The sequence below is a fragment of the Streptomyces sp. NRRL S-37 genome, from assembly GCF_000721605.1.
Taxonomy (GTDB): Bacteria; Actinomycetota; Actinomycetes; order Streptomycetales; family Streptomycetaceae; genus Streptomyces.
The window spans coordinates 283,392-302,069 of sequence record NZ_JOIZ01000001.1 but is presented as its reverse complement, the minus strand read 5'-3'; the positions used below and the strand labels follow the sequence as shown (position 1 = coordinate 302,069).

Genomic DNA, 18,678 nt, shown 5'->3' with positions numbered 1-18,678 from the left:
GCACCTCACTTGTACATGGTCTGGTTCATGGTTCCGGGGGCGTACGCGTCGGGGTCCACCCAGACGTTGATCAGCGACGGCTTGCCGGACTCACGGGCCCGGCGCAGCGCGGGGCCGATGTCGGCGGGGTCGCGGACCTCCTCGCCGTGGCCGCCCAGCATCCGTGCGAACTCGTCGTACCGGACGTCGCCGAGGGTGTTGCCGACCCGCTCGCGCTCCTTGCCGTACTTGACGGCCTGGCCGTAGCGGATCTGGTTCATCGAGGAGTTGTTGCCGACGATGCCGACGAAGGGGAGGTCGTAGCGGACCAGGGTCTCGAAGTCCCAGCCGGTGAGGGAGAAGGCGCCGTCGCCGAAGAGGGCGACGACCTCCTTGTCGGGCCGCGCCTGCTTGGCGGCGAGCACGAAGGGGACGCCGACGCCGAGGGTGCCCAGTGGTCCCGGGTCCATCCAGTGCCCGGGCGACTTGGGCTGCACGACCTGCCCGGAGAAGGTGACGATGTCGCCGCCGTCGCCGATGTAGATCGAGTCCTCGGTGAGGAAGTCGTTGATCTCGCTGACCAGCCGGTAGGGGTGGATGGGGGAGGCGTCCGACCTCAGCTGCGGCAGCCGCTTCTCCAGGGCGGTCTGCTCGGCCGCCCGCAGCTCGTCCAGCCACTCCTTGCGCCTGGACGCGCCCCCGTTCACCCGCCCGGAGGCCGCCTCGGTCACCGACTTCAGCACCAGCCCCGCGTCGCCCACGATGCCGAGGTCGATGTCGCGGTTCTTGCCGACCGTGCGGTAGTCGAGGTCGATCTGCACGACCGTCGCGTCGGGGGAGAGCCGCTTGCCGTAGCCCATGCGGAAGTCGAAGGGCGTACCGACGATCACGATGACGTCGGCGTTCGAGAAGGCGTACCGGCGGGAGAGCTGGAAGTGGTGCGGGTCGCCGGGCGGGAGCGTGCCGCGCCCCGCGCCGTTCATGTACGCGGGGACGTTGAGGGTGCGCACCAGCTCGATGGCCGCCTCGGTGCCCCGGGTGGTCCACACCTGGCTGCCGAGCAGGATCGCCGGCTTCTCGGCGTGCACCAGCAGATCGGCCAGCCGTTCGACGGCCTCGGGGTCGCCGGCCGACCGGGTCGACGCCCGGTAGGCGCCCTGCCGCGGCACGCGCGCCTTGGACACCGGCACCTTGGCGTCCAGCACGTCGCGCGGGATCTCCAGGAAGGAGGGGCCGGGGGCGCCGTGGTAGCACTCGCGGAAGGCCATCGACACCATGTCCGCCGCCCGCGCCGTGTCGGGCACCGCCGCCGCGAACTTGGTGATGGGGGTCATCATGTCGACGTGCGGCAGGTCCTGCAGCGACCCCATCTTGTGCTGGGTGAGCGCCCCCTGACCCCCGATCAGCAGCATCGGGGACTCCGCGCGGAAGGCGTTGGCGACCCCGGTGACGGCGTCGGTCGTCCCCGGACCGGCCGTGACGACCGCGCAGCCGGGCTTGCCGGTGACGCGCGCGTAGCCGTCGGCGGCGTGGGCGGCCACCTGTTCGTGCCGTACGTCGACGACCTCGATGCCCTCGTCGACGCAGCCGTCGTAGATGTCGATGATGTGGCCGCCGCACAGCGTGTAGATGCGGTCGACGCCCTCGGCCTTGAGGGCCTTGGCGACGAGATGACCGCCTGAGATGACGTCCTGGGTGTCGTCGGGCATGGCGAAGTCCTTGTCCCTTCCTAGGGGGTGGGGAACGCTCTCGCGGTACATTGCATACAGTCGACGAATACTGTATGAAGCTTGTTATCCCGCATCCGATGGGTGGTGTCCAGGGGGTGCGCGGCACTTTTCGGTCGCCGGTCCCCAGGCCCTCCGGGCCCCTCTCCGGACCTTCCGGCGACTTCACAGACAGGAGCCGAGATGGACCTGTACGAACACCAGGCAAGGGAACTCTTCGCGGAACACGGCATCGTGGTGCCGCCGGCCGAGGTCACCGACTCGCCCAAACAGGCCCGCGAGATCGCGCGCCGGCTCGGCGGCCGGGTCGTCGTCAAGGCGCAGGTCAAGACCGGTGGACGGGGCAAGGCGGGCGGCGTCAAGCTCGCCGCCGACCCGGCCGCCGCCGAACTCACGGCACGTCAGATCCTCGGCATGGACATCAAGGGCCACACGGTCGGCACGGTGATGCTGGCCCAGCCCGTCGACATCGCCGAGGAGTTCTACGTCTCCTACGTCCTCGACCGCGCCGCCGGCCGCTTCCTCGCCATCGCCTCCGCCGAGGGCGGCATGGACATCGAGGAGGTCGCCGCGACCCGCCCCGAGGCCGTCGCACGCGTCCCCGTCGACCCGGCCGAGGGGGTCACCCCGGCGACGGCGTCCCGTATCGCCGAGGCGGCCGGACTGCCGCCGCGGACGGTCGACGTCCTCGTCCGGCTGTGGGACGTCCTCGTCCGCGAGGACGCCCTGCTCGTCGAGGTCAACCCGCTCGTGCGCACCACCGACGGCCGCATCATGGCACTCGACGGCAAGGTCACCCTCGACGACAACGCCGTCTTCCGCCACGCCCGCCGGGACGCCGGGGACGACGGCCGGCACGACCCGCTGGAGGCCGCGGCGGCCGCGAAGGGCCTCCACTACGTCAGGCTCGACGGCGAGGTCGGCATCATCGGCAACGGCGCCGGACTCGTCATGTCCACCCTCGACGTGGTGGCCGGCTGCGGAGCCCGCCCCGCCAACTTCCTCGACATCGGCGGCGGCGCCTCCGCGCAGATCATGGCGGACGGACTGTCGGTCGTCCTCTCCGACCCGTCCGTGAGATCCGTCCTCGTCAACGTCTTCGGCGGCATCACCGCCTGCGACGCGGTCGCCGACGGCATCGTCCGCGCCCTTGACACCGTACGGCTCACCAAACCGCTCGTCGTACGGCTCGACGGCAACAACGCGGCCCGGGGACGGGCCGTCCTCGACGAGCGCCGGCACCCCCTCGTCGAACAGGCCACCACCATGGACGGCGCCGCGCGCCGGGCCGCCCACCTCGCCACCACACCCTGAGGAGACCGGACGACATGGCGATCCACCTCACCAAGGAGAGCAAGGTCCTCGTCCAGGGCATGACCGGCGGCGAGGGCATGAAGCACACCCGGCGGATGCTCGCCGCCGGCACGAACGTCGTCGGCGGGGTGAACCCCCGCAAGGCCGGCCGCGGCGTCGACTTCGACGACCGTGCCGTCCCCGTCTTCGGCTCCGTCGCCGAGGGCATGGACGCGACGGGAGCCGACGTCACCGTCGTCTTCGTACCGCCCGCCTCCGCCAAGCACGCCGTCGTCGAGGCCGCCGACGCCGGCATCGGCCTCGCGGTCGTCATCACCGAGGGCATCCCCGTCCACGACTCCGTCGCCTTCCTCGACCACGCCCGGCGCAAGGGCACCCGCGTCATCGGCCCCAACTGCCCCGGCCTGATCACCCCCGGCCAGTCCACCGCCGGCATCATCCCGGCCGACATCACCAAGCCGGGCCGCATCGGACTGGTCTCCAAGTCCGGCACGCTCACCTACCAGCTCATGTACGAGCTGCGCGACACCGGCTTCTCCACCTGCGTCGGCATCGGCGGGGACCCCGTCGTGGGCACCACCCACATCGACTGTCTCGCCGCCTTCCAGGACGACCCCGACACCGATCTGATCGTCCTCATCGGGGAGATCGGCGGCGACGCGGAGGAACGCGCGGCGGCGTACATCCGCGACCACGTCACCAAGCCCGTCGTCGGCTACATCGCCGGTTTCACCGCCCCCGAGGGCCGCACCATGGGCCACGCCGGCGCGATCGTCTCCGGCTCGTCCGGTACGGCGCGGGCGAAGCGGGAGGCACTGGAGGCGGCCGGAGTCAGGGTCGGCGCCACCCCCACCGAGACCGCCCGTCAGGTGCTCGCCGTCCTGAACGCCGACGGCTGACCCCCTGGAACCTCCCGGAACCTCCCGGAACCTCCCGGAACCTCCCGGAACCTTCTGGAGCCCCCTTTCTCTCGACCGTGCACCGAGAGCGGAGCGAACCGCATGCCACCCACCCTCACCCTCAAATCCGGCACCTCCTGGACCGACGCCTGGCAGCGCTGCCTCACCGTCGCCCCCGAGGCCTTCCGGGACGACCGCGTCCTCAACCTCTGGGACTCCGCCTGGCAGCCGGACGGCCGGCCCCTGCCCGCCGTCAGCCCCGTCGACGGCAGCCCCGTCGCGGGCCCGCCGCGCCTGGACCGCACCACCGCCCGGCAGGCCGTGCGCGCCGCGCTCGACCGGCACCGCGCCTGGCGGCACGTCCCGCTGCCGGAGCGCAAAGCCCGCGTCGCCGCCACCCTCGACGCCCTCACCCAGCACCGCGAACTCCTCGCGCTGCTGCTGGTCTGGGAGATCGGCAAGCCCTGGCGGCTCGCGCAGGCGGACGTCGACCGCGCCGTCGACGGCGTGCGCTGGTACGTCGACGGCATCGACGGCATGCTCGCCGGCCGCTCCCCGCTCGACGGACCCGTCTCCAACATCGCGAGCTGGAACTACCCGATGAGCGTGCTCGTTCACGCAGTGCTGGTACAGGCACTGGCGGGCAACGCGGTCATCGCCAAGACCCCGACCGACGGCGGCGTCGCCTGCCTCACCCTGGCCTCGGCGCTCGCCGCCCGTGAGGGGATACCCGTCACCCTCGTCAGCGGCAGCGGGGGCGAGCTGTCCGAGGCGCTGGTGCGGGCGCCCGAGATCGGCTGCGTCTCCTTCGTCGGCGGCCGCGACACCGGCGCCGCCGTCGCCACGGCCGTCGCCGACCTCGGCAAACGGCACATCCTCGAACAGGAAGGACTCAACACCTGGGGCATCTGGAACCACTCCGACTGGGACACCCTGAGCGCGGTGATCCCGGGGCTCTTCGACTACGGCAAGCAGCGCTGCACGGCCTACCCGCGCTTCGTCGTCCAGCGACGGCTCTTCGACGACTTCCTGGCCGCCTACCTCCCCGCCGTGCGCACGCTCCGGGTCGGCCACCCGCTCGCCGTCGAACACCCCACCGACCCCCACCCCCGGCTGGACTTCGGGCCGGTGATCAGCGCGGCCAAGGCGAAGGAGCTCCACGACCAGGTCGCCGAGGCCGTCGACCGCGGCGCCGTCCCGCTGCACCGGGGCACGCCGTCCGACGCCCGCTTCCTGCCCGGCCAGGACACCTCGGCGTACGTCCAGCCGGTCACGCTGCTGAACCCGCCCCCCTCCTCCCCGCTGCACCACGCGGAGCCCTTCGGCCCGGTCGACACCATCGTCCTGGTCGACACGGAGGCGGAACTGCTGGTCGCCATGAACGCGTCCAACGGCGCCCTGGTGGCCACGCTCTCCACGGACGACCGGTCCACCTACGACCGGCTGGCCCCGCACATCCGCGCCTTCAAGGTCGGCCACGGCGTCCCGCGCTCCCGCGGCGACCGCGACGAACTGTTCGGCGGCTTCGGCGCGTCCTGGCGCGGCGCGTTCGTCGGCGGCGACCTCCTGGTCCGCGCCGTGACCCGGGGCCCGGCCGGGGAGCGCCTGCCCGGCAACTTCCCGGAGTACCAGCTCATGCCCTGACCCGTGTGACCGCCCGGACACACACCGTGCACCCCGTACCGCCACCGCCCGGAGGCACGGAAAACGCAGGTGAAAGGCGCTGCGAAACCTTGGTATGGTTGTCCATGTCGCCGCGAGGGGGAAACCCCGCGAAGGCGGCGGACACCTTGTCCGGGTGGCGGAATGGCAGACGCGCTAGCTTGAGGTGCTAGTGCCCTTTATCGGGCGTGGGGGTTCAAGTCCCCCCTCGGACACTCGATCCAGCAGTACGCATGCGAGGGCCTCGACCTGACGGTCGCGGTCCTCGTCGCGTTGTCGTGACCGACAGTGATCCCGGGCTTCGCCGCGGACCGCTTCGGCGTCGGGACCGGCGGAGCAGCGCCAGGGCTGCGCCCAGGGCGCCGGCGTCGGTCTCCGGACCGGCGTGCGTCCGGAGAACCCGTCCGCGAGTCCGCTGGACACCGCATCGCTCCGCGACGCTCATCGCTCGCGGTGTCAGAAGTGGTCGACCGTTTCCCCTTCGGGCACCTGGTGGCAACCGGACGTGACGTTGATCCCCAGGCTCGGTTTCGCGTCCTTGGAGTATTGGACGATCCAGACGCTGACCTTCTTCGCGTCGTTGTCGGCGATCAGGTTGAGCGCCTTGTTGGGACTGTTGTCGTGGTACAGCTTCTTGGTCACCCAGTCGCCCGTGTCCAGCCTCTTCTTCAGGTTCTCCATCGTCACGTCGAGGTCTTCGGGCTTGGACGGCGCGAAGTTCCAGGGGTGGTAGACGGTGAAGTACGTGTCCGGGTCCTTGCCCGCGCACTCCTTGACGCCGGGGCCGGGCTCGGACGCCTTGCCGGGGACGCCGGCGAACCGGTAGATCTCGCTGGACACGTCCTTCACGGCGGCGACCGCATCATCGGTCGTCGCCGTGCCCGCGTCGGGAAGGCCCGTACGGGCCTCCTGGGAGTCGTCGGCGGTGCTGCCGGGGGAGTCGTTGCCGTCCTTGTCGGTCATGCCGCATCCGCTGAGGAGAAGTCCGGTCAGGACGAGGGCCAGGGGCAGGGTCCGGGGGAAGCCGCCCGGGCGGCGCGGGGCCGGTACGGGGCGTGGTCCGTAGAACATGGGATTCCAAGATCTTCGTCGAGTGGGCGGTGGAACGGCGCTCGACACCGTCATGCCGTCTTGTCCGGGAGTGGTTACGTAGCCGTACTTGCCGACCACGACCAGCGCCTGGTTCTTCGACGCCGTCGTGCCCCTTCGGGACGTTCATCTCGTCGGCGTGGCCGACCTTGACGCCGGGACTTCCGGCGAAGATCACGTCGTCGGCGCTGAGGGTTCCGGTCCTGGCGGCGGCTCCGATGAGGGTGGTGCCGTACGAGTGGCCGATGGCGGCGCGGTGCGGTTCCCCGGGGCCGGAGCGGGAAGCGCCGAGGCCGTCCATAAACTGCCGGGTGTCGTGCGGCAGCGTGTCGTGCGCTTCATCGCCGGCCGGCACGAGGCTCCTTGGCCGTACGGCGCCCTGGAGGCCTTGCTCGGATGGAAGGTGCCGACTGACCGTCCACCCTGATCCGCAGGGCTGCGCCGGAATCGTCCGAGGCGGCCCGTGGTCGATTCCGGAACCCGTGCGGCACGCCTCGTGCACTCGGTCCGCTTCCTCGTCACTCCGGTTCCTCGGCCTGCAGGGTGCCGTCACGCAAGGCCTTGTCCGTGGCCCGTCCGATGATCGCGGTCGTTCCCGCGTCCACGACGCCTCCGACGATGCCTCCCAGGATCGGGATCCCCTTGGCGAGCGTGATCGCGGCGCGCTTGGTTCCGTACTTCGCGACGAGGTGGGTTCCGGTCTTCTTGTTGATCGCCCGGATCACCGTGATCGGGATCTTTTTGATCATCTGCTCGCCGAGCTTCTGGCCGACCTTCACACCGAAGGACGCCAGGACGTTCTGCGCGCTCATCCCGATCGCGAGCAGCATCGCGACGGTCCGCACGTGCGGATCGCCGATGTCCCATCCCCGGAGGTGCGCGATGGAACCGGCCAGCCGTATGTTGATGGCGAGGGACGCGGCCACGTTCGCGGGGATCGTCACGCCTGCGGTGATCAGACCTCCGAGCCCGGTGATGAATCCCTGGGTCCCGGCCGCGGTCACGGACTCCTTGATGAGGCGGGTGACGACCGCGTCGATGTCGTCCTTCATGTCCTCGGGAGAACGGCGCTCCTCGTCCTCAGGTACCCGGTAGTCGTCACCCTGTCGACGCGAAAGACGGTCCTCGGCCCAGGCCGCCGACCCCGTGACCGGCCCCACGCCGTTCACCATGACCTTCTCCGCGAGATCGGCGATCCACCGCCCGGCCCTCTCGGCCGCTCCCTCGTCAGGAGTCTTCTCGTCGGCCATCACACACCCCTTCCGCGAGCGCCCCACCGAGAGGCGTCCCGCACTGCCACGGGTAAGAGAAGGAGTCCGGTCGCCGACATCCCGGCAGAACCGCGGGCGGCTGAAGCCGCGTCCCCCTCGCCACCGCCCGTCCCACCCTTCGCGCCGCGACGCCCTTCGCCGCGCCGCCCTTCACGAGCTGAAGCGCTTTCACTTTCCCATAGAGGTGAAAGCGCCGTCAAACTTCTCCTGTTTGCTTGCGTGCGCTCGATTAAGGAAGACGAGAGGACGCGGCCTGCCGCCTCGGTTCGGGCCGTCTGGCGTCACGTTCGTCGCTCCCGCGCGGGATTCCGTGGTCCCCGGGGTTTTCCGGTCCGCGTGCGGGACTGGTTGACTTCTTCCGCGCGGACTGCCGGCGCCGGGCCTCGGGCCGGGCGGTCCGCGCGTCGGCACACCGCTGGGACTCACTGAGGGAAGTACACGTGGAGCAGTTCGCTGCGGGCAAGGTACTGCGCGGCAGGTACCGGCTGGACCGGATCCTGGGCAGAGGGGCGATGGGGCACGTCTGGCAGGGGACGGACGTGTACCTGGAGCGTCCCGTCGCGGTCAAGACGGTCGCCGCGGATCTGCTCGCCCTGCCGGACCGGCGCCGCACCGCCCTGGCGCGCTTCGAGAGGGAGGCCAAGACCGCAGCCCGCCTGGACCACGCCAACCTCACCACCGTGTACGACGCGGCCGTGACCGAGGACGTCTGCTGCCTGGTGATGCAGCTCGTCGACGGGACGACCCTCGACAACGTCGTCGACGGCGCCGACGACGGACGCCTGCCGGTACCCGCCGCGGTCTCCGTGGCCGCGCAACTGTGCTCGGGTCTCTCCGCCGCGCACACCGCCGGCCTCGTCCACCGCGACCTCAAACCCCAGAACGTCATGGTCCGCGCCAGCGGCCTGGTGAAGATCCTCGACTTCGGGCTCGTGAAGGTCCTCTCGGACGCCGACCCGCAGCTCACCATGACCGGTGAGACGCTCGGCAACGTCGCCTACGCCTCGCCCGAACTGCTGGCCGGGGAGAGGCCGCTGGACGGGCGCAGCGACCTGTACGCGGTCGGGTGCCTGCTGCACCACATGCTCACCGGCCGCCCTCCCTTCCGCGGCCGGGGCCCCGCCGAGATGGCGACCCTGCACCTCACCGCGTCCCCGCCCCGCCTCGCCGACGACGGCGCCGACGCCCCGGCCGCCCTCCAGGACCTGGTGCACGCCCTGCTCGCCAAGCGCCCCGAGGACCGTCCCGGCGGGGCGGCGGACGTGTACGCGGCCCTCGCGCCGTATCTGCCGGCCCCCGATGCGGCGTTCGCGACCCGCAGGATGCCGCCGGAGGATCCCCGGCGGCCGTTCCTCGTGCCCCAGGGGCCGGTCATGCCGCGTTAGCCGAGGCGGACCGCGGCACGGGTCCCGGACCGGGGCACGGCCTCGGAGCGGGGCACGGCCCCGAAGTGGTTCACAGCCCCGGGACGGGCCACAGCCCCGGGACGGACCACGGCCCCGGAGCGGGCCACGGTCCCCGGCCGGTTCACGCCGCGGCCGGCGGCCGGACCTCTATCAGTTCCCTGAGGAACGGGCTCGCCTCCCCGTGCCAGAAGACGTCCAGGCTGTCCCGGGCGCGCGTGGCCGCCACGAAGAGCAGGGACCGGGCCCGCTGCATCTCCGTCCGGTGGCGCGCCGGGTCCGTGGCGCGCCGCCGCTGGACGTCCGCGCGGGGCACGAGCCCGTCGGTCACCCCGGCGATGATCATGCGCTGGTACTCCAGCCCCTTGAACCGGAACATCGTGCCGATGTGGACGCCGCTGTCGCCGAGGGGCCCGTCCGGACCGATCTCCAGCGCCATGATGCCGTGCTCCCGCAGCGTGTACGCGACCTCGCGCGCCATGTCGTTGGTCGGCACGGCGATGGCGATCTGCTCGTGCGGCACCTCCCCCCAGGACTCGATCAGCGCGGCGACCGCCTCGCGCTCCTCCGCCCAGTCGGCCAGCCGGTGCAGGTCCGGGACGGCGCCGCTGAGCACGGACCGGTACCCGGCCAGCGTCTCGGCGCTGCCGTCGAGGTCGTCGTACTTCTCCTCGCCGAGCACGTTCAGCGCCGAGCGCAGGATCTGCCGGGTGGTGCGGTAGCTCAGCGACAGCTTCGACGACCGGCCGCGGATGTTGACGCCGAGGCTGCCGAGGGTCACCTGGTTCTTGTAGATGCGCTGGTGGGTGTCGCCGACCAGGAAGAGGTCGTTGCGGTCCGGGGCGGTCATCGCGCGCAGCATCTTCCAGTGCGCCGGCCGCAGGTCCTGGGCCTCGTCGACCACGATGTGCCGGTACCGGTAGCGCAGCCAGCCCCCCGAACCGTCGGCCACGTGGACGTTGTCGAGGCCGCCCGCCTCCTCCCGCCGGCGGTCGATGTCCTGGATGCGCCGGGCGCGTGCCGCCTCCAGCTGCGCCGCCCGCTCCGCGATCTGGTCCCACGTCTGGACCCCGAGCCGGTCCAGGCGCTGGGTGAACCGCTCGGCGAGCTGCCAGATCTCGGCGCGCTCGGCACGGGTGACCGTGCGCCCGCGTCCGGCGCGGCGGGCCCGGAAGTAGTCCGTGCGGGAGGTGACCGCCTGGCCGAGGATCACCTGCGTCCACTCGTCGTGCAGGAACTCCGCGTCCCAGCCGTCCTCGCCGAGTTCGTCGAGGAGCGAGCGCCATTCGCGGACCGCCTGCGCCTCGTCGACGATCCGCTTGCGGTTGCCCGGCTCCGCCTCCCGGACGGTGCGCAGCGCGAGCTGGTCGACGTGGCTGATCTCGACGCGCGACAGCAGCGCCTCGCCGCCGAGCGCCAGCAGCCGGGAGCGCAGGTCCGCCGCGAGGTTCTTGTTGTACGTGGTCAGCAGGACCGGCTTGGTCCGGCCGGCCGGGAGCCGCTCCACCAGGTGCTTGACCCGGTGCAGCGCCACGATCGTCTTGCCGGTGCCCGGCCCGCCGCCCACCCGCGCCGGACCGCTGTAGTCCCGCGTGACCAGCTTGGCCTGGGTGGGGTGCAGGAACACCTTCCAGCGCCCGAAGTCCTCGCCCTCCAGCGCCTCGCGCAGCGCGTCGTCGGTCGTGGTGACGATGGTGGCGGGACGCTCGACGGCGGCCCGGAAGTCCTCGGGGTCCACCGGGTCGGGCGCCGCGACGGGGGCGGTGACCTGCTCCAGGACGTCGTCGTAGGCCTTGCCGTCGTACAGCGCCAGCAGCACCTCGCCGGTGAGCTGCGGCGCGTACTCGACGAGGCCGAGGAGCTGATCCTCGGTGGTCAGCGCGGCGACGACCGGGACCAGGGACGGCGCCACGCCCAGGTCGGTGAGCTCCTGCTCCGACCACCGCGCGAACAGCGGCTCCGGAGCGGCCGGTTCAGCGGGACGGACGGGCTCGGCGGGCGAGGCGGGTGAGGCGGGCGGTGCGGCCGGCGGGGCCGCGGGGCTGAGCACCTCCTCCTGCACCACCTGGAGGTCCACGTACTCGATACCGCCGGTGACGCGGTTGACCGAGTAGGTGAGCCGGTCCAGGTGCGCGTACACGTCCTTGCGGTGCTTGACCGAGACGATCAGCCAGTCGTCGTCGGCCAGCCGCAGCAGCAGCGCGCGGTACTCGTCGTTGACGCGCGCCGAGTGCAGCTTGTCGTGCCCCTGCAACTGCTTGAGCCGCAGGCCCGCCGAGTCCGGGTTGGTCTTGAACTTGTGCTGGAAGTCGTAGATCGCGCCCTTGACCGGGCGGGGGAGCTTCAGGATCTCCCGGTCCGCCTTGTCGAGCAGGCGCAGTGTGACGTTCTTGCCGGTCACGGCTGTTCGTTCTCCCCGTTGTCCGTGGTGGTGTCGTCTGACGGGCGACGGCCGATCCGCTCGGCGAGGGCGTCGGCCGTCCAGTCGGCGGCGGTCCGCACCTCCCAGCCGGCCGCGGCGAAGTCGCGGTCCCGGTCGGCGGCCTCCGGATCGGTGTCCTCGCCCTCCGGCGGGCGCGGGGTACGGACGACTCCGACCCGTGCGTCCGGCCAGGCCAGTTCGGCCTGCCAGCCGGTGTGCGCGTCGAGCTCGTAGCCGTCCCGGGGTACCGGGACACCCCGCGCGGCGAGGGCCTCGGCGAGCGCGAGCAGGCCGGGCTCGTCCGGGTCGAGGTACTCGACGACCCGGTCCCACGCCGCGTCCCGGACGGGCGGGGTGTCCCCCGTGGTGGCCGTCCCGGCGGCCGCGGGGGCCGGCGGTACGGTCCCGGCCGGCGCCGGCGTGCCGTCGGTGAGCGTGAGGCGGACGCTCCGGAGGACACCGCCGCCGCCCGTGACCGCCAGCGTCTCCACCGGGAACCCGTCGAGGCGGCCGGTCGTGAGCTGGACGGCGTCGCCGCCCCCGGTGTCCAGGAACTGCAGCAGGTTGGACCAGTACAGCCAGGCCCGCCAGCGCCGCTTGTGCGCCTCCTCCCGGGCGTGGACACCGGGCGCGTCGTCGAGGAGGACGATGCCCGTCCAGGCGGGGGGCCTCACCCGGCCGTCGGCGGCGCACACCAGCGGCAGTCCCGAACGGTCGGTCACCGTGAAGAGCTGCACCGGCCCGGCCGGCCCGGCGGGGGCCGCCCCGCGCAGCGCCGCCGTGATCTGCCCGCCCAGCGCGTCCGGCGCGAGGACGACCGGGCGGGCCCCGGCGCCCATGAAGCCGGCCAGGGCGGCCTCCGCCCGCCACTGCCAGAGCTCCGCGTCCGGCCGGCGCAGGTACTCCACGAGCTGCACGGCCGGATTGGTCCACACCGTCTCCGCCAGCTCCCCGGGCAGTCCGCCCCGGGCGGCGGCGTAGTACGCGCGGGCCTTCTCCTGGGCCTTGGCGCCGTACGGCTCCCACACCGGGTCGGCCGGTCCCGTGCCCGAGGAGCCGGTGTCCCGGACGCGGCGCCGCCAGTCGCTCACGTCGCCGTAGGTGAGCTGGAAGACCCGCAGCCCCTCCGCGCGCAGCCGGGTCCGCTTGTCGGCGTCGTCACCGACGCGATTGTGCTCGTGTCCGGCGTGGAACTCGTAGCCGTCCAGGTAGAGCGCCACGCGCGGGCCGGGCGCGTCGACCCGTTCGAAGAGGACGTCGGGCCGGGTGCCGTCGAGGACCCGCTGCTGGGAGACCCGCCAGCTCAGCGTGGTGCCGTCGGTGGCGGTCAGCCGCAGGTCCAGGGCGTGGGTGCCGGCCGGGGTGATGTAGGCGTCGCCGCTGGCGCGGCTCTCGGGCAGCGCGGCCCACTCCCGCAGCGTGTCGATGAACAGGACCTCGAGGTCGCTCTCGGCCTGCTGGTGCATCGGGATGTGCTGGGTGGTGGTGACGGGGGAGGTGGACCAGCGCTCGCCGTCCGCGCCGAGGAGTTCGTCCAGCATCTGCCGGACCTCGTTGCGGCTGACCTTGTCGTAGTCGGCGGGCGGGACGCGGCGCAGCAGGCAGCGGTGGCAGCCGTCGAGGCCCTTCCGCAGGCAGTCGCAGTTCTCGATCACCTCGCGGGCCTTCAGCAGGACCTCGCGGAAGCCGTCGGAGGTGGCCAGGCGGTGCAGGTAGCCGGTGCCGCCGGGCAGCCGGTCGTAGACCACGAGGAACCGGCGCGGCCAGTCGCGGTCCTCGCCGTCCGGCATGGACGCGGCGGTGATGTCGATGTGGTCGGGGTCGCCGCCGTAGCGGGCCGCTATGCCCGCGAACAGCGCGGCGGTGAACGAGGCGAGCCGCTCCTTGGCCCGCGCCACGGACGCCGGCAGCAGGATGCGTACGGCCTCCGTGGTCAGCTCGTGCGCCAGCAGCAGCGGTACGTCCTCGCCGGCGCCCTGCGCCTCCCCGTCGCCGCGCAGCCGCCGGCGCGGGCACCACAGCTGGTGGTGGGCGCTGGCCCGGGTGGACAGGGCGAGGGACGCGGTGAGCGCGTGCTGCGACTGGTCGACGACCGGCCGCCCGTCGGCCGTGGCGCCGCCGCAGCTCGTGCACACGTAGAACGGGTTGAGGCGTACGTCGTCCCCGGCCAGCGGGACCGTGCTGCTGCCGTCCTGCCGGTCGATGCCCAGGTTGAGGGTGCGCACGACGGCCTTGCGCGTGAAGTCGGCGCCGAAGACCGCGCCGTCGTGCCGCCAGGAGCCGGCCGCCAGGTGCGCCGGGTCGACGTCGACGGTGGTGAGCACCGCGTACCGCCTGCGGTCCCGCTCGTCGCGGTCGTCCCGCACCCGGGCGTCGTCCCGCTTGTCCCGGGACGTCACGCGCTTGGGCTCCAGGACGTGGTGCACGCACCCCGCGTCGGCGATCTCCCGGGAGCCGCACCGCGGGCACGGCGAGGTGTCGTTCTTCGGGTCGCCGTGGGTGCGCGCGTACCCGCAGGCCGGGCAGAGCCGCCACACCGCCCAGGCACGCCGCTCCGGGCTGCCGATGTCGAGGGCGCGCACGACGTGCCGGTAGCCGTTGACGTAGAAGCTGTTGCCGGGCGCGAGTTCGGTCAGGGCCAGTTTGCGGGACCGCTCGTAGTCGCGCGTCTCGCTGCGGTACACCCACTCCCGGCGCTCGTCGTCACCCTCCGGCGCCTCCGCGTCCTCGTCGCTCCCGGCGGCCTCCTTCCAGTAGAGGGTGGCCTCCAGGGACGTCGTGGTGTCGGTGAGGCTGTAGTTGGGCAGCAGGCCGAGCTCGACGAGGGCGCCGTGGGCGCTGGTCTGGCTGAGCCGGCGCAGCAGTTCGCCCGTGGCGCGCCGCTCCGCCAGCAGCTCGCGCCGCTCGGCGCCCTGTTCGCGGTCCTCGGCGAGCAGCCCGTCCATGGCGGTGTCGATGGCGGCGATGCGGCGGCGCAGCTCCTCGCGGCGCGCCGTCCACTCCTCCTCGGCCTCCGCCAGGGTGCGCGCGATGCCGCCGGTGGCGTACGCGCGCAGCTCGTCCGCGGCGTGCGCGGACACCCCCCGGTCGTCGTCCGGGCCGCCCGGCGCCTGCGGGAACAGCGCCAGGAACTCCTCGACCAGCCGGGCCCCGTGGGTGAGTGCCGCGTCCGACAGGTCCTGGCACCAGCCGGACGTGCCGAACAGCGCCGACGACAGGCGCGGCACCGGCGTCAGCGGCTCGCCGTCCGCCGTGGTCAGTTCGCCGCGCGCCGCCCGGTCCAGCAGGTGCGCCGTGTACTGGCGGCGCAGGATCTCGACGGCCGACAGGTAGCAGCCCGGCGGCACGATGTCACCGGCGATCATCTCGGTCGGGTCGTCCAGGTAGTACCGGTCGCGGGCCCGGCGCCCGCCGAAGGCGACCACCAGCGCGTTGCCGGTCCGGCGCCCGGCGCGACCGGCGCGCTGCACGTAGTTGGCCGGACCGCCCGGCAGCGAGCCGAGCAGCACGGCCGACAGGTCGCCGATGTCGATGCCCAGCTCCAGGGTGGGCGTGCAGGACAGCACGTTGGGGTCGGTGTAGTGGGTGCCCTGCCGGAACGCCCGCTCCACGCCCTCGCGTTCGGGCCGGGTCAGCATGCCGGTGTGCTCGGCGGTGACGACCCGGTAGGTGCCGCCGGTCAGGTACAGGCGGCGGTAGTAGTCGGCCCGGTAGTCGCGCTCCAGTCTCCCGCCGAAGCCGCCGCTGCCCGTCCCGGTCGACGCCATGTCGTACGGGGGAGGCGCCAGGACGCCGGTGCAGCGCCAGCGCGGGCAGGGGTGCCCGTACCAGCGGGTGCGCCGCTCGGGCGGCACCACCTGCTGCCAGCCGCACTCCTCGCAGGACACGAACGCCTTGTTGACCAGGTCGTCGGCCAGCAGCCGCACGTGGATGTGGCCCGGCTGGAGCCCGTACACGCGGGTGGTGCGGTCCTTGGCGGTACGCGCCGACAGCACGCCCACGTCCGCGAGGACGGGCAGCAGCCGGCGCAGGTACTCGCTCGCCTGGGCGGCGTCCAGGCCGAGGCAGCGCCGCGTCCAGTCCTGGTACCAGTTGCCGCGCCCGGTGACCGTGTCGAACTTCGTCTTCTCCTTGGGCCCGGCGAGCAGGAACCTCGGCGGTGCCACGTACCCCTCGGGGAAGGCCGGCATCCCCTCCGGCCGCTGCCCGGAGATCAGGTACTGGTTGACGCCCGCTTCCTTGATCCAGGTGTCCAGCCACCGGTGCCGGACGCCGCCGCGCAGCCGCATCCGCTCCAGCAGCCCCCGCACGTACGCCAGATACCGGTCGGGGGTGGGCAGGCCGCCGTCCAGGCCGAGCTGTCCCGGCAGGGTGAGGTGCAGGTCGCGGGCGAGCGCGACGATCCGGTCCGGTTCGGCGATCACGACCTCGGCGGCCGTGGTCCGGGTCAGCTCCAGGGTGCGCCCGAGCCGCGAGCGCAGCCCGAACTCCATGACGGTCGCGAACGCGAGCCGCTCCCCGATGAGCTTCCAGGTCCGCGCGTCCCCGGTGCCGCGCCCCGACAGGAGCCGGTCCACGCCCGGTTCGTCGTGCAGATCCGGCGGAACGACCGCGGCCAGCGTCTGCGGGTCGTCCACGGAGTCCAGTACGTCGCCGATGAGATCGTTGAGCGGAACCGGCGCACCAGAGTCGTCCAGCCGGTGCGCCAGCAGCGAGCGCAGCGAGAACTTGTACGAGGCGTTGGCGACGTATCCGGCACGGTGTGCCGCGTCCTGCGTGGAGTCGTTGAACAGCAGCGTCTTGCGTTCCTCCGGCGCCAGCGCGATCTCGTGGCCGCCGGTGAACAGCTGCGTCACCGTCGCGGAGGCCAGCGCGGCGAGCGCGGTGCCCAGGAACCGGATGCCGTTCTCGGCGCCGCACGCGGGACAGGTGTCGTCCTTGGCGGCCCGGTCGGCGGTCTTCTTGTCCAGGACGGCCCGCGCGAACCAGGCGTCCTGCAGCCCTTCCGCGTCCTCGGCGACGGGCATCCGGTAGGTGCCCTGCGTCCCGTCCAGCACCACCACCGACTGCGGGTCGACGCCGCCGGCCTGCTTCGGCGCGGCGCCGGTGAGCGCCGCGAGGGCGTCCCGCGCCTCGGCCTGCGTCGCCGAGACGAAGTACCGCAGCCGCCGCTTGTCCCGTCCGAGGGCGGCCTGCCAGATCTTCGGCGGACTGCTCTCCAGCTTCTGCGGATCGGCCTCCGGGGACAGGGCGGCCCAGCCGGAACGGCCGCACACCCGGCAGTAGACGGCGGGCAGGTGGGCCTGGGCCGGCCGCTGCACGGTGTCCGAACCGGGCAGTGCCTCGGGCCGCCGCGCGTCCGCCGACGGCCACTCGTCGCCGTCGGACGACTCCTCGGACGCGGACGCCGCGGTGAGCGCGGAGCGCCGCGCGAGGGTCCGCTCGTCCTCGTACCAGCGGAACTCCGGCCGGCCGCTCACCCCGCTCAGCACCCGCCCCACTGGCCGCACCCACAGGTGCGCCTCGATGTGCAGCAGCGGACGCGGCCGGCGCTCGTCGGACTCCGGGTCCCGCGCGGACGACAGCAGCGCCACGAACCGCGACAGCGCCTCCAGCGCGAGCCGCGGGTTCTCCCGCGCGGTGCGCGCCCACGCGTACCCGAAGCGGGCCATGCGGTCCCGCAGCCCCCACTCGTCGAGCGGCTCGCCGTTCAGCAGCGCGAGCACCCCGTGGGTGAAGTCGTGCTTCTTCAGCAGCCGCCCGATCCGGAACGCGTCCAGGCCGCGCCGCCCCAGCAGCCGCTCGGCGAGCCCGTCCAGGTCGAGCCGGTCCGGGTCGGACTCCACGCCCGGCCCGCCGGAGACCTCGATGACCTCCTTGGGGCCGGGCGGCACGGGCAGCTCGTAGTCGATGTCGCCGGTGAAGTCGTCGGCGCTCAGCCGCTCCTCACCGATCACCGCGTCCGGACCGAACGGCACGCCGAACACCTGCTCGGCGACGGCGAGGATGCCACTGCCGTCGCCCCCGCCCTCACCGAGGGTCGCCGAGGTCGCCACCGGGCAGATCGACCCGAGCGGCCGCTCCGGCTTCGAGGCGCCCACGGCGGACGCCAGCCGCCGCAGCAGCATCGCCACGTCCGTGCCCTGCGCGCCGTCGTAGGTGTGGAACTCGTCCAGGACGACGTACGCCGGGTCCGCGCCCTCCCACAGCGGCCGGTCCTCGGCCCGCTGGAGCAGCAGGTCCAGCATCTTGTAGTTGGTGATCAGCACGTCCGGCGGCGCCTGGCGCATCTCCTCGCGCCGCGTCATCACCCGCCGGAAGTCCGTGTCCGGCTTGTCGCCGATGTAGAGACCGGCCGTCACCTGCGCCAGCTCCGGCTGCGCCAGGTACTCCCCGATGCGCCCCGCCTGGTCGGTGGCGAGCGCGTTCATCGGGTACAGCAGTACGGCCTTCACGCCGCGCCGCCCCAGCGCCTTCTCCCGCTTGCAGTGATCGAGCACGGGGATCAGGAACGACTCCGTCTTGCCCGACCCGGTGCCGGTCGTCACGAGCGTCGGCTCGGCCGCCCCCCGGTACGTGCTCAGCCGCTCCCACGCCTTCGCCTGGTGCCGCCACGGCGTGAACGACGGCTGCCACTCCAGCGCCGCCTGCCACCCGTCCTCCGCCGGATGGAACGGCGTCCTGATCCGCAGGAACGGCCCCCGGAAGATCCCCGTCTCCGGATCCCCGAGGAACCGCTCCAGCGCACGCCGCGTGTCCTCGTCGGCCAGCGCGTACGTCGTCGTGAGGTACTGCGTCAGACTGCCGCGCAGCTGCGCGGCGGCCAGGGTGGGTTTCACGAGGACCTTTCGGGCAGAACGGCTACCGCGACCGCCGGGTGCGCGGTGCCCGTGACGGTGGCACCGGCGTCGT

At 72.8% G+C, this 18,678-nt stretch carries 10 protein-coding genes and 1 tRNA gene; 5 read left to right on the top strand and 6 right to left on the bottom strand.

Features of this window, described 5'->3' with window-relative positions:
- Window positions 1-5: 5 nt before the first annotated feature.
- Window positions 6-1,688: a thiamine pyrophosphate-binding protein gene (locus IH50_RS0101215; RefSeq protein ID WP_030856267.1), complete on the bottom strand. Its 1,683-nt coding sequence runs from the start codon at window positions 1,686-1,688 to the stop codon at window positions 6-8.
- Between the two features lie 201 nt (window positions 1,689-1,889).
- Here IH50_RS0101215 and sucC point away from each other — a divergent pair, with 201 nt between their 5' ends.
- The 4 genes from sucC (at window position 1,890) to IH50_RS0101195 (ending at window position 5,796) form a co-directional block, all read left to right on the top strand.
- Entirely contained in the window at window positions 1,890-3,020 is a 1,131-nt protein-coding gene (gene sucC, locus IH50_RS0101210; RefSeq protein ID WP_030856266.1) for an ADP-forming succinate--CoA ligase subunit beta, read from the top strand.
- 14 nt (window positions 3,021-3,034) lie between these two features.
- A complete protein-coding gene (sucD, locus tag IH50_RS0101205) occupies window positions 3,035-3,919 on the top strand; it encodes a succinate--CoA ligase subunit alpha (RefSeq protein WP_030856265.1) in 885 nt (294 codons plus the stop codon).
- A 102-nt stretch (window positions 3,920-4,021) separates the two neighbouring features.
- Window positions 4,022-5,563, top strand: a complete 1,542-nt coding sequence (locus IH50_RS0101200) for an aldehyde dehydrogenase family protein (RefSeq protein WP_030856264.1) — start codon at window positions 4,022-4,024, stop codon at window positions 5,561-5,563.
- A 148-nt stretch (window positions 5,564-5,711) separates the two neighbouring features.
- Window positions 5,712-5,796 (top strand) — tRNA-Leu (locus tag IH50_RS0101195).
- A 241-nt stretch (window positions 5,797-6,037) separates the two neighbouring features.
- On the opposite strand, the gene IH50_RS0101190 is transcribed toward IH50_RS0101195, so the two are convergent.
- From IH50_RS0101190 to IH50_RS0101185, 3 genes are all read right to left on the bottom strand, one after another.
- Window positions 6,038-6,544 (bottom strand): hypothetical protein, encoded by a 507-nt coding sequence (locus tag IH50_RS0101190; RefSeq protein ID WP_420708980.1) that lies wholly within the window; start codon window positions 6,542-6,544, stop codon window positions 6,038-6,040.
- Complete coding sequence (locus tag IH50_RS43440) at window positions 6,444-6,971, bottom strand: alpha/beta hydrolase (RefSeq protein ID WP_420708987.1); 528 nt, start codon at window positions 6,969-6,971, stop codon at window positions 6,444-6,446. Before IH50_RS43440 ends, IH50_RS0101190 begins: the two co-directional genes overlap by 101 nt.
- A gap of 217 nt (window positions 6,972-7,188) precedes the next feature.
- Window positions 7,189-7,920 (bottom strand): EcsC family protein, encoded by a 732-nt coding sequence (locus IH50_RS0101185; protein ID WP_051767123.1) that lies wholly within the window; start codon window positions 7,918-7,920, stop codon window positions 7,189-7,191.
- Window positions 7,921-8,381: 461 nt separating this feature from the next.
- Here IH50_RS0101185 and IH50_RS0101180 point away from each other — a divergent pair, with 461 nt between their 5' ends.
- Entirely contained in the window at window positions 8,382-9,326 is a 945-nt protein-coding gene (locus tag IH50_RS0101180; RefSeq protein ID WP_030856259.1) for a serine/threonine-protein kinase, read from the top strand.
- Between the two features lie 142 nt (window positions 9,327-9,468).
- Here IH50_RS0101180 and IH50_RS0101175 read toward each other — a convergent pair whose 3' ends face one another.
- Both IH50_RS0101175 and IH50_RS0101170 read right to left on the bottom strand, forming a co-directional pair.
- Window positions 9,469-11,745, bottom strand: a complete 2,277-nt coding sequence (locus tag IH50_RS0101175) for a UvrD-helicase domain-containing protein (protein ID WP_030856258.1) — start codon at window positions 11,743-11,745, stop codon at window positions 9,469-9,471.
- Window positions 11,742-18,605: a DEAD/DEAH box helicase gene (locus IH50_RS0101170; RefSeq protein ID WP_030856256.1), complete on the bottom strand. Its 6,864-nt coding sequence runs from the start codon at window positions 18,603-18,605 to the stop codon at window positions 11,742-11,744. The genes IH50_RS0101175 and IH50_RS0101170 overlap by 4 nt, the downstream gene beginning before the upstream one ends.
- Window positions 18,606-18,678: the final 73 nt, after the last annotated feature.

What these genes read in the sequence shown, in the direction of transcription:
- IH50_RS0101215 (WP_030856267.1), bottom strand. Translation starts at nt 1,688, where the DNA reads ATGCCCGACGACACCCAGGACGTCATCTCAGGCGGTCATCTCGTCGCC.
- sucC (WP_030856266.1), top strand. Translation starts at nt 1,890, where the DNA reads ATGGACCTGTACGAACACCAGGCAAGGGAACTCTTCGCGGAACACGGC.
- sucD (WP_030856265.1), top strand. Translation starts at nt 3,035, where the DNA reads ATGGCGATCCACCTCACCAAGGAGAGCAAGGTCCTCGTCCAGGGCATG.
- IH50_RS0101200 (WP_030856264.1), top strand. Translation starts at nt 4,022, where the DNA reads ATGCCACCCACCCTCACCCTCAAATCCGGCACCTCCTGGACCGACGCC.
- IH50_RS0101190 (WP_420708980.1), bottom strand. Translation starts at nt 6,544, where the DNA reads ATGACCGACAAGGACGGCAACGACTCCCCCGGCAGCACCGCCGACGAC.
- IH50_RS43440 (WP_420708987.1), bottom strand. Translation starts at nt 6,971, where the DNA reads ATGGACGGCCTCGGCGCTTCCCGCTCCGGCCCCGGGGAACCGCACCGC.
- IH50_RS0101185 (WP_051767123.1), bottom strand. Translation starts at nt 7,920, where the DNA reads ATGGCCGACGAGAAGACTCCTGACGAGGGAGCGGCCGAGAGGGCCGGG.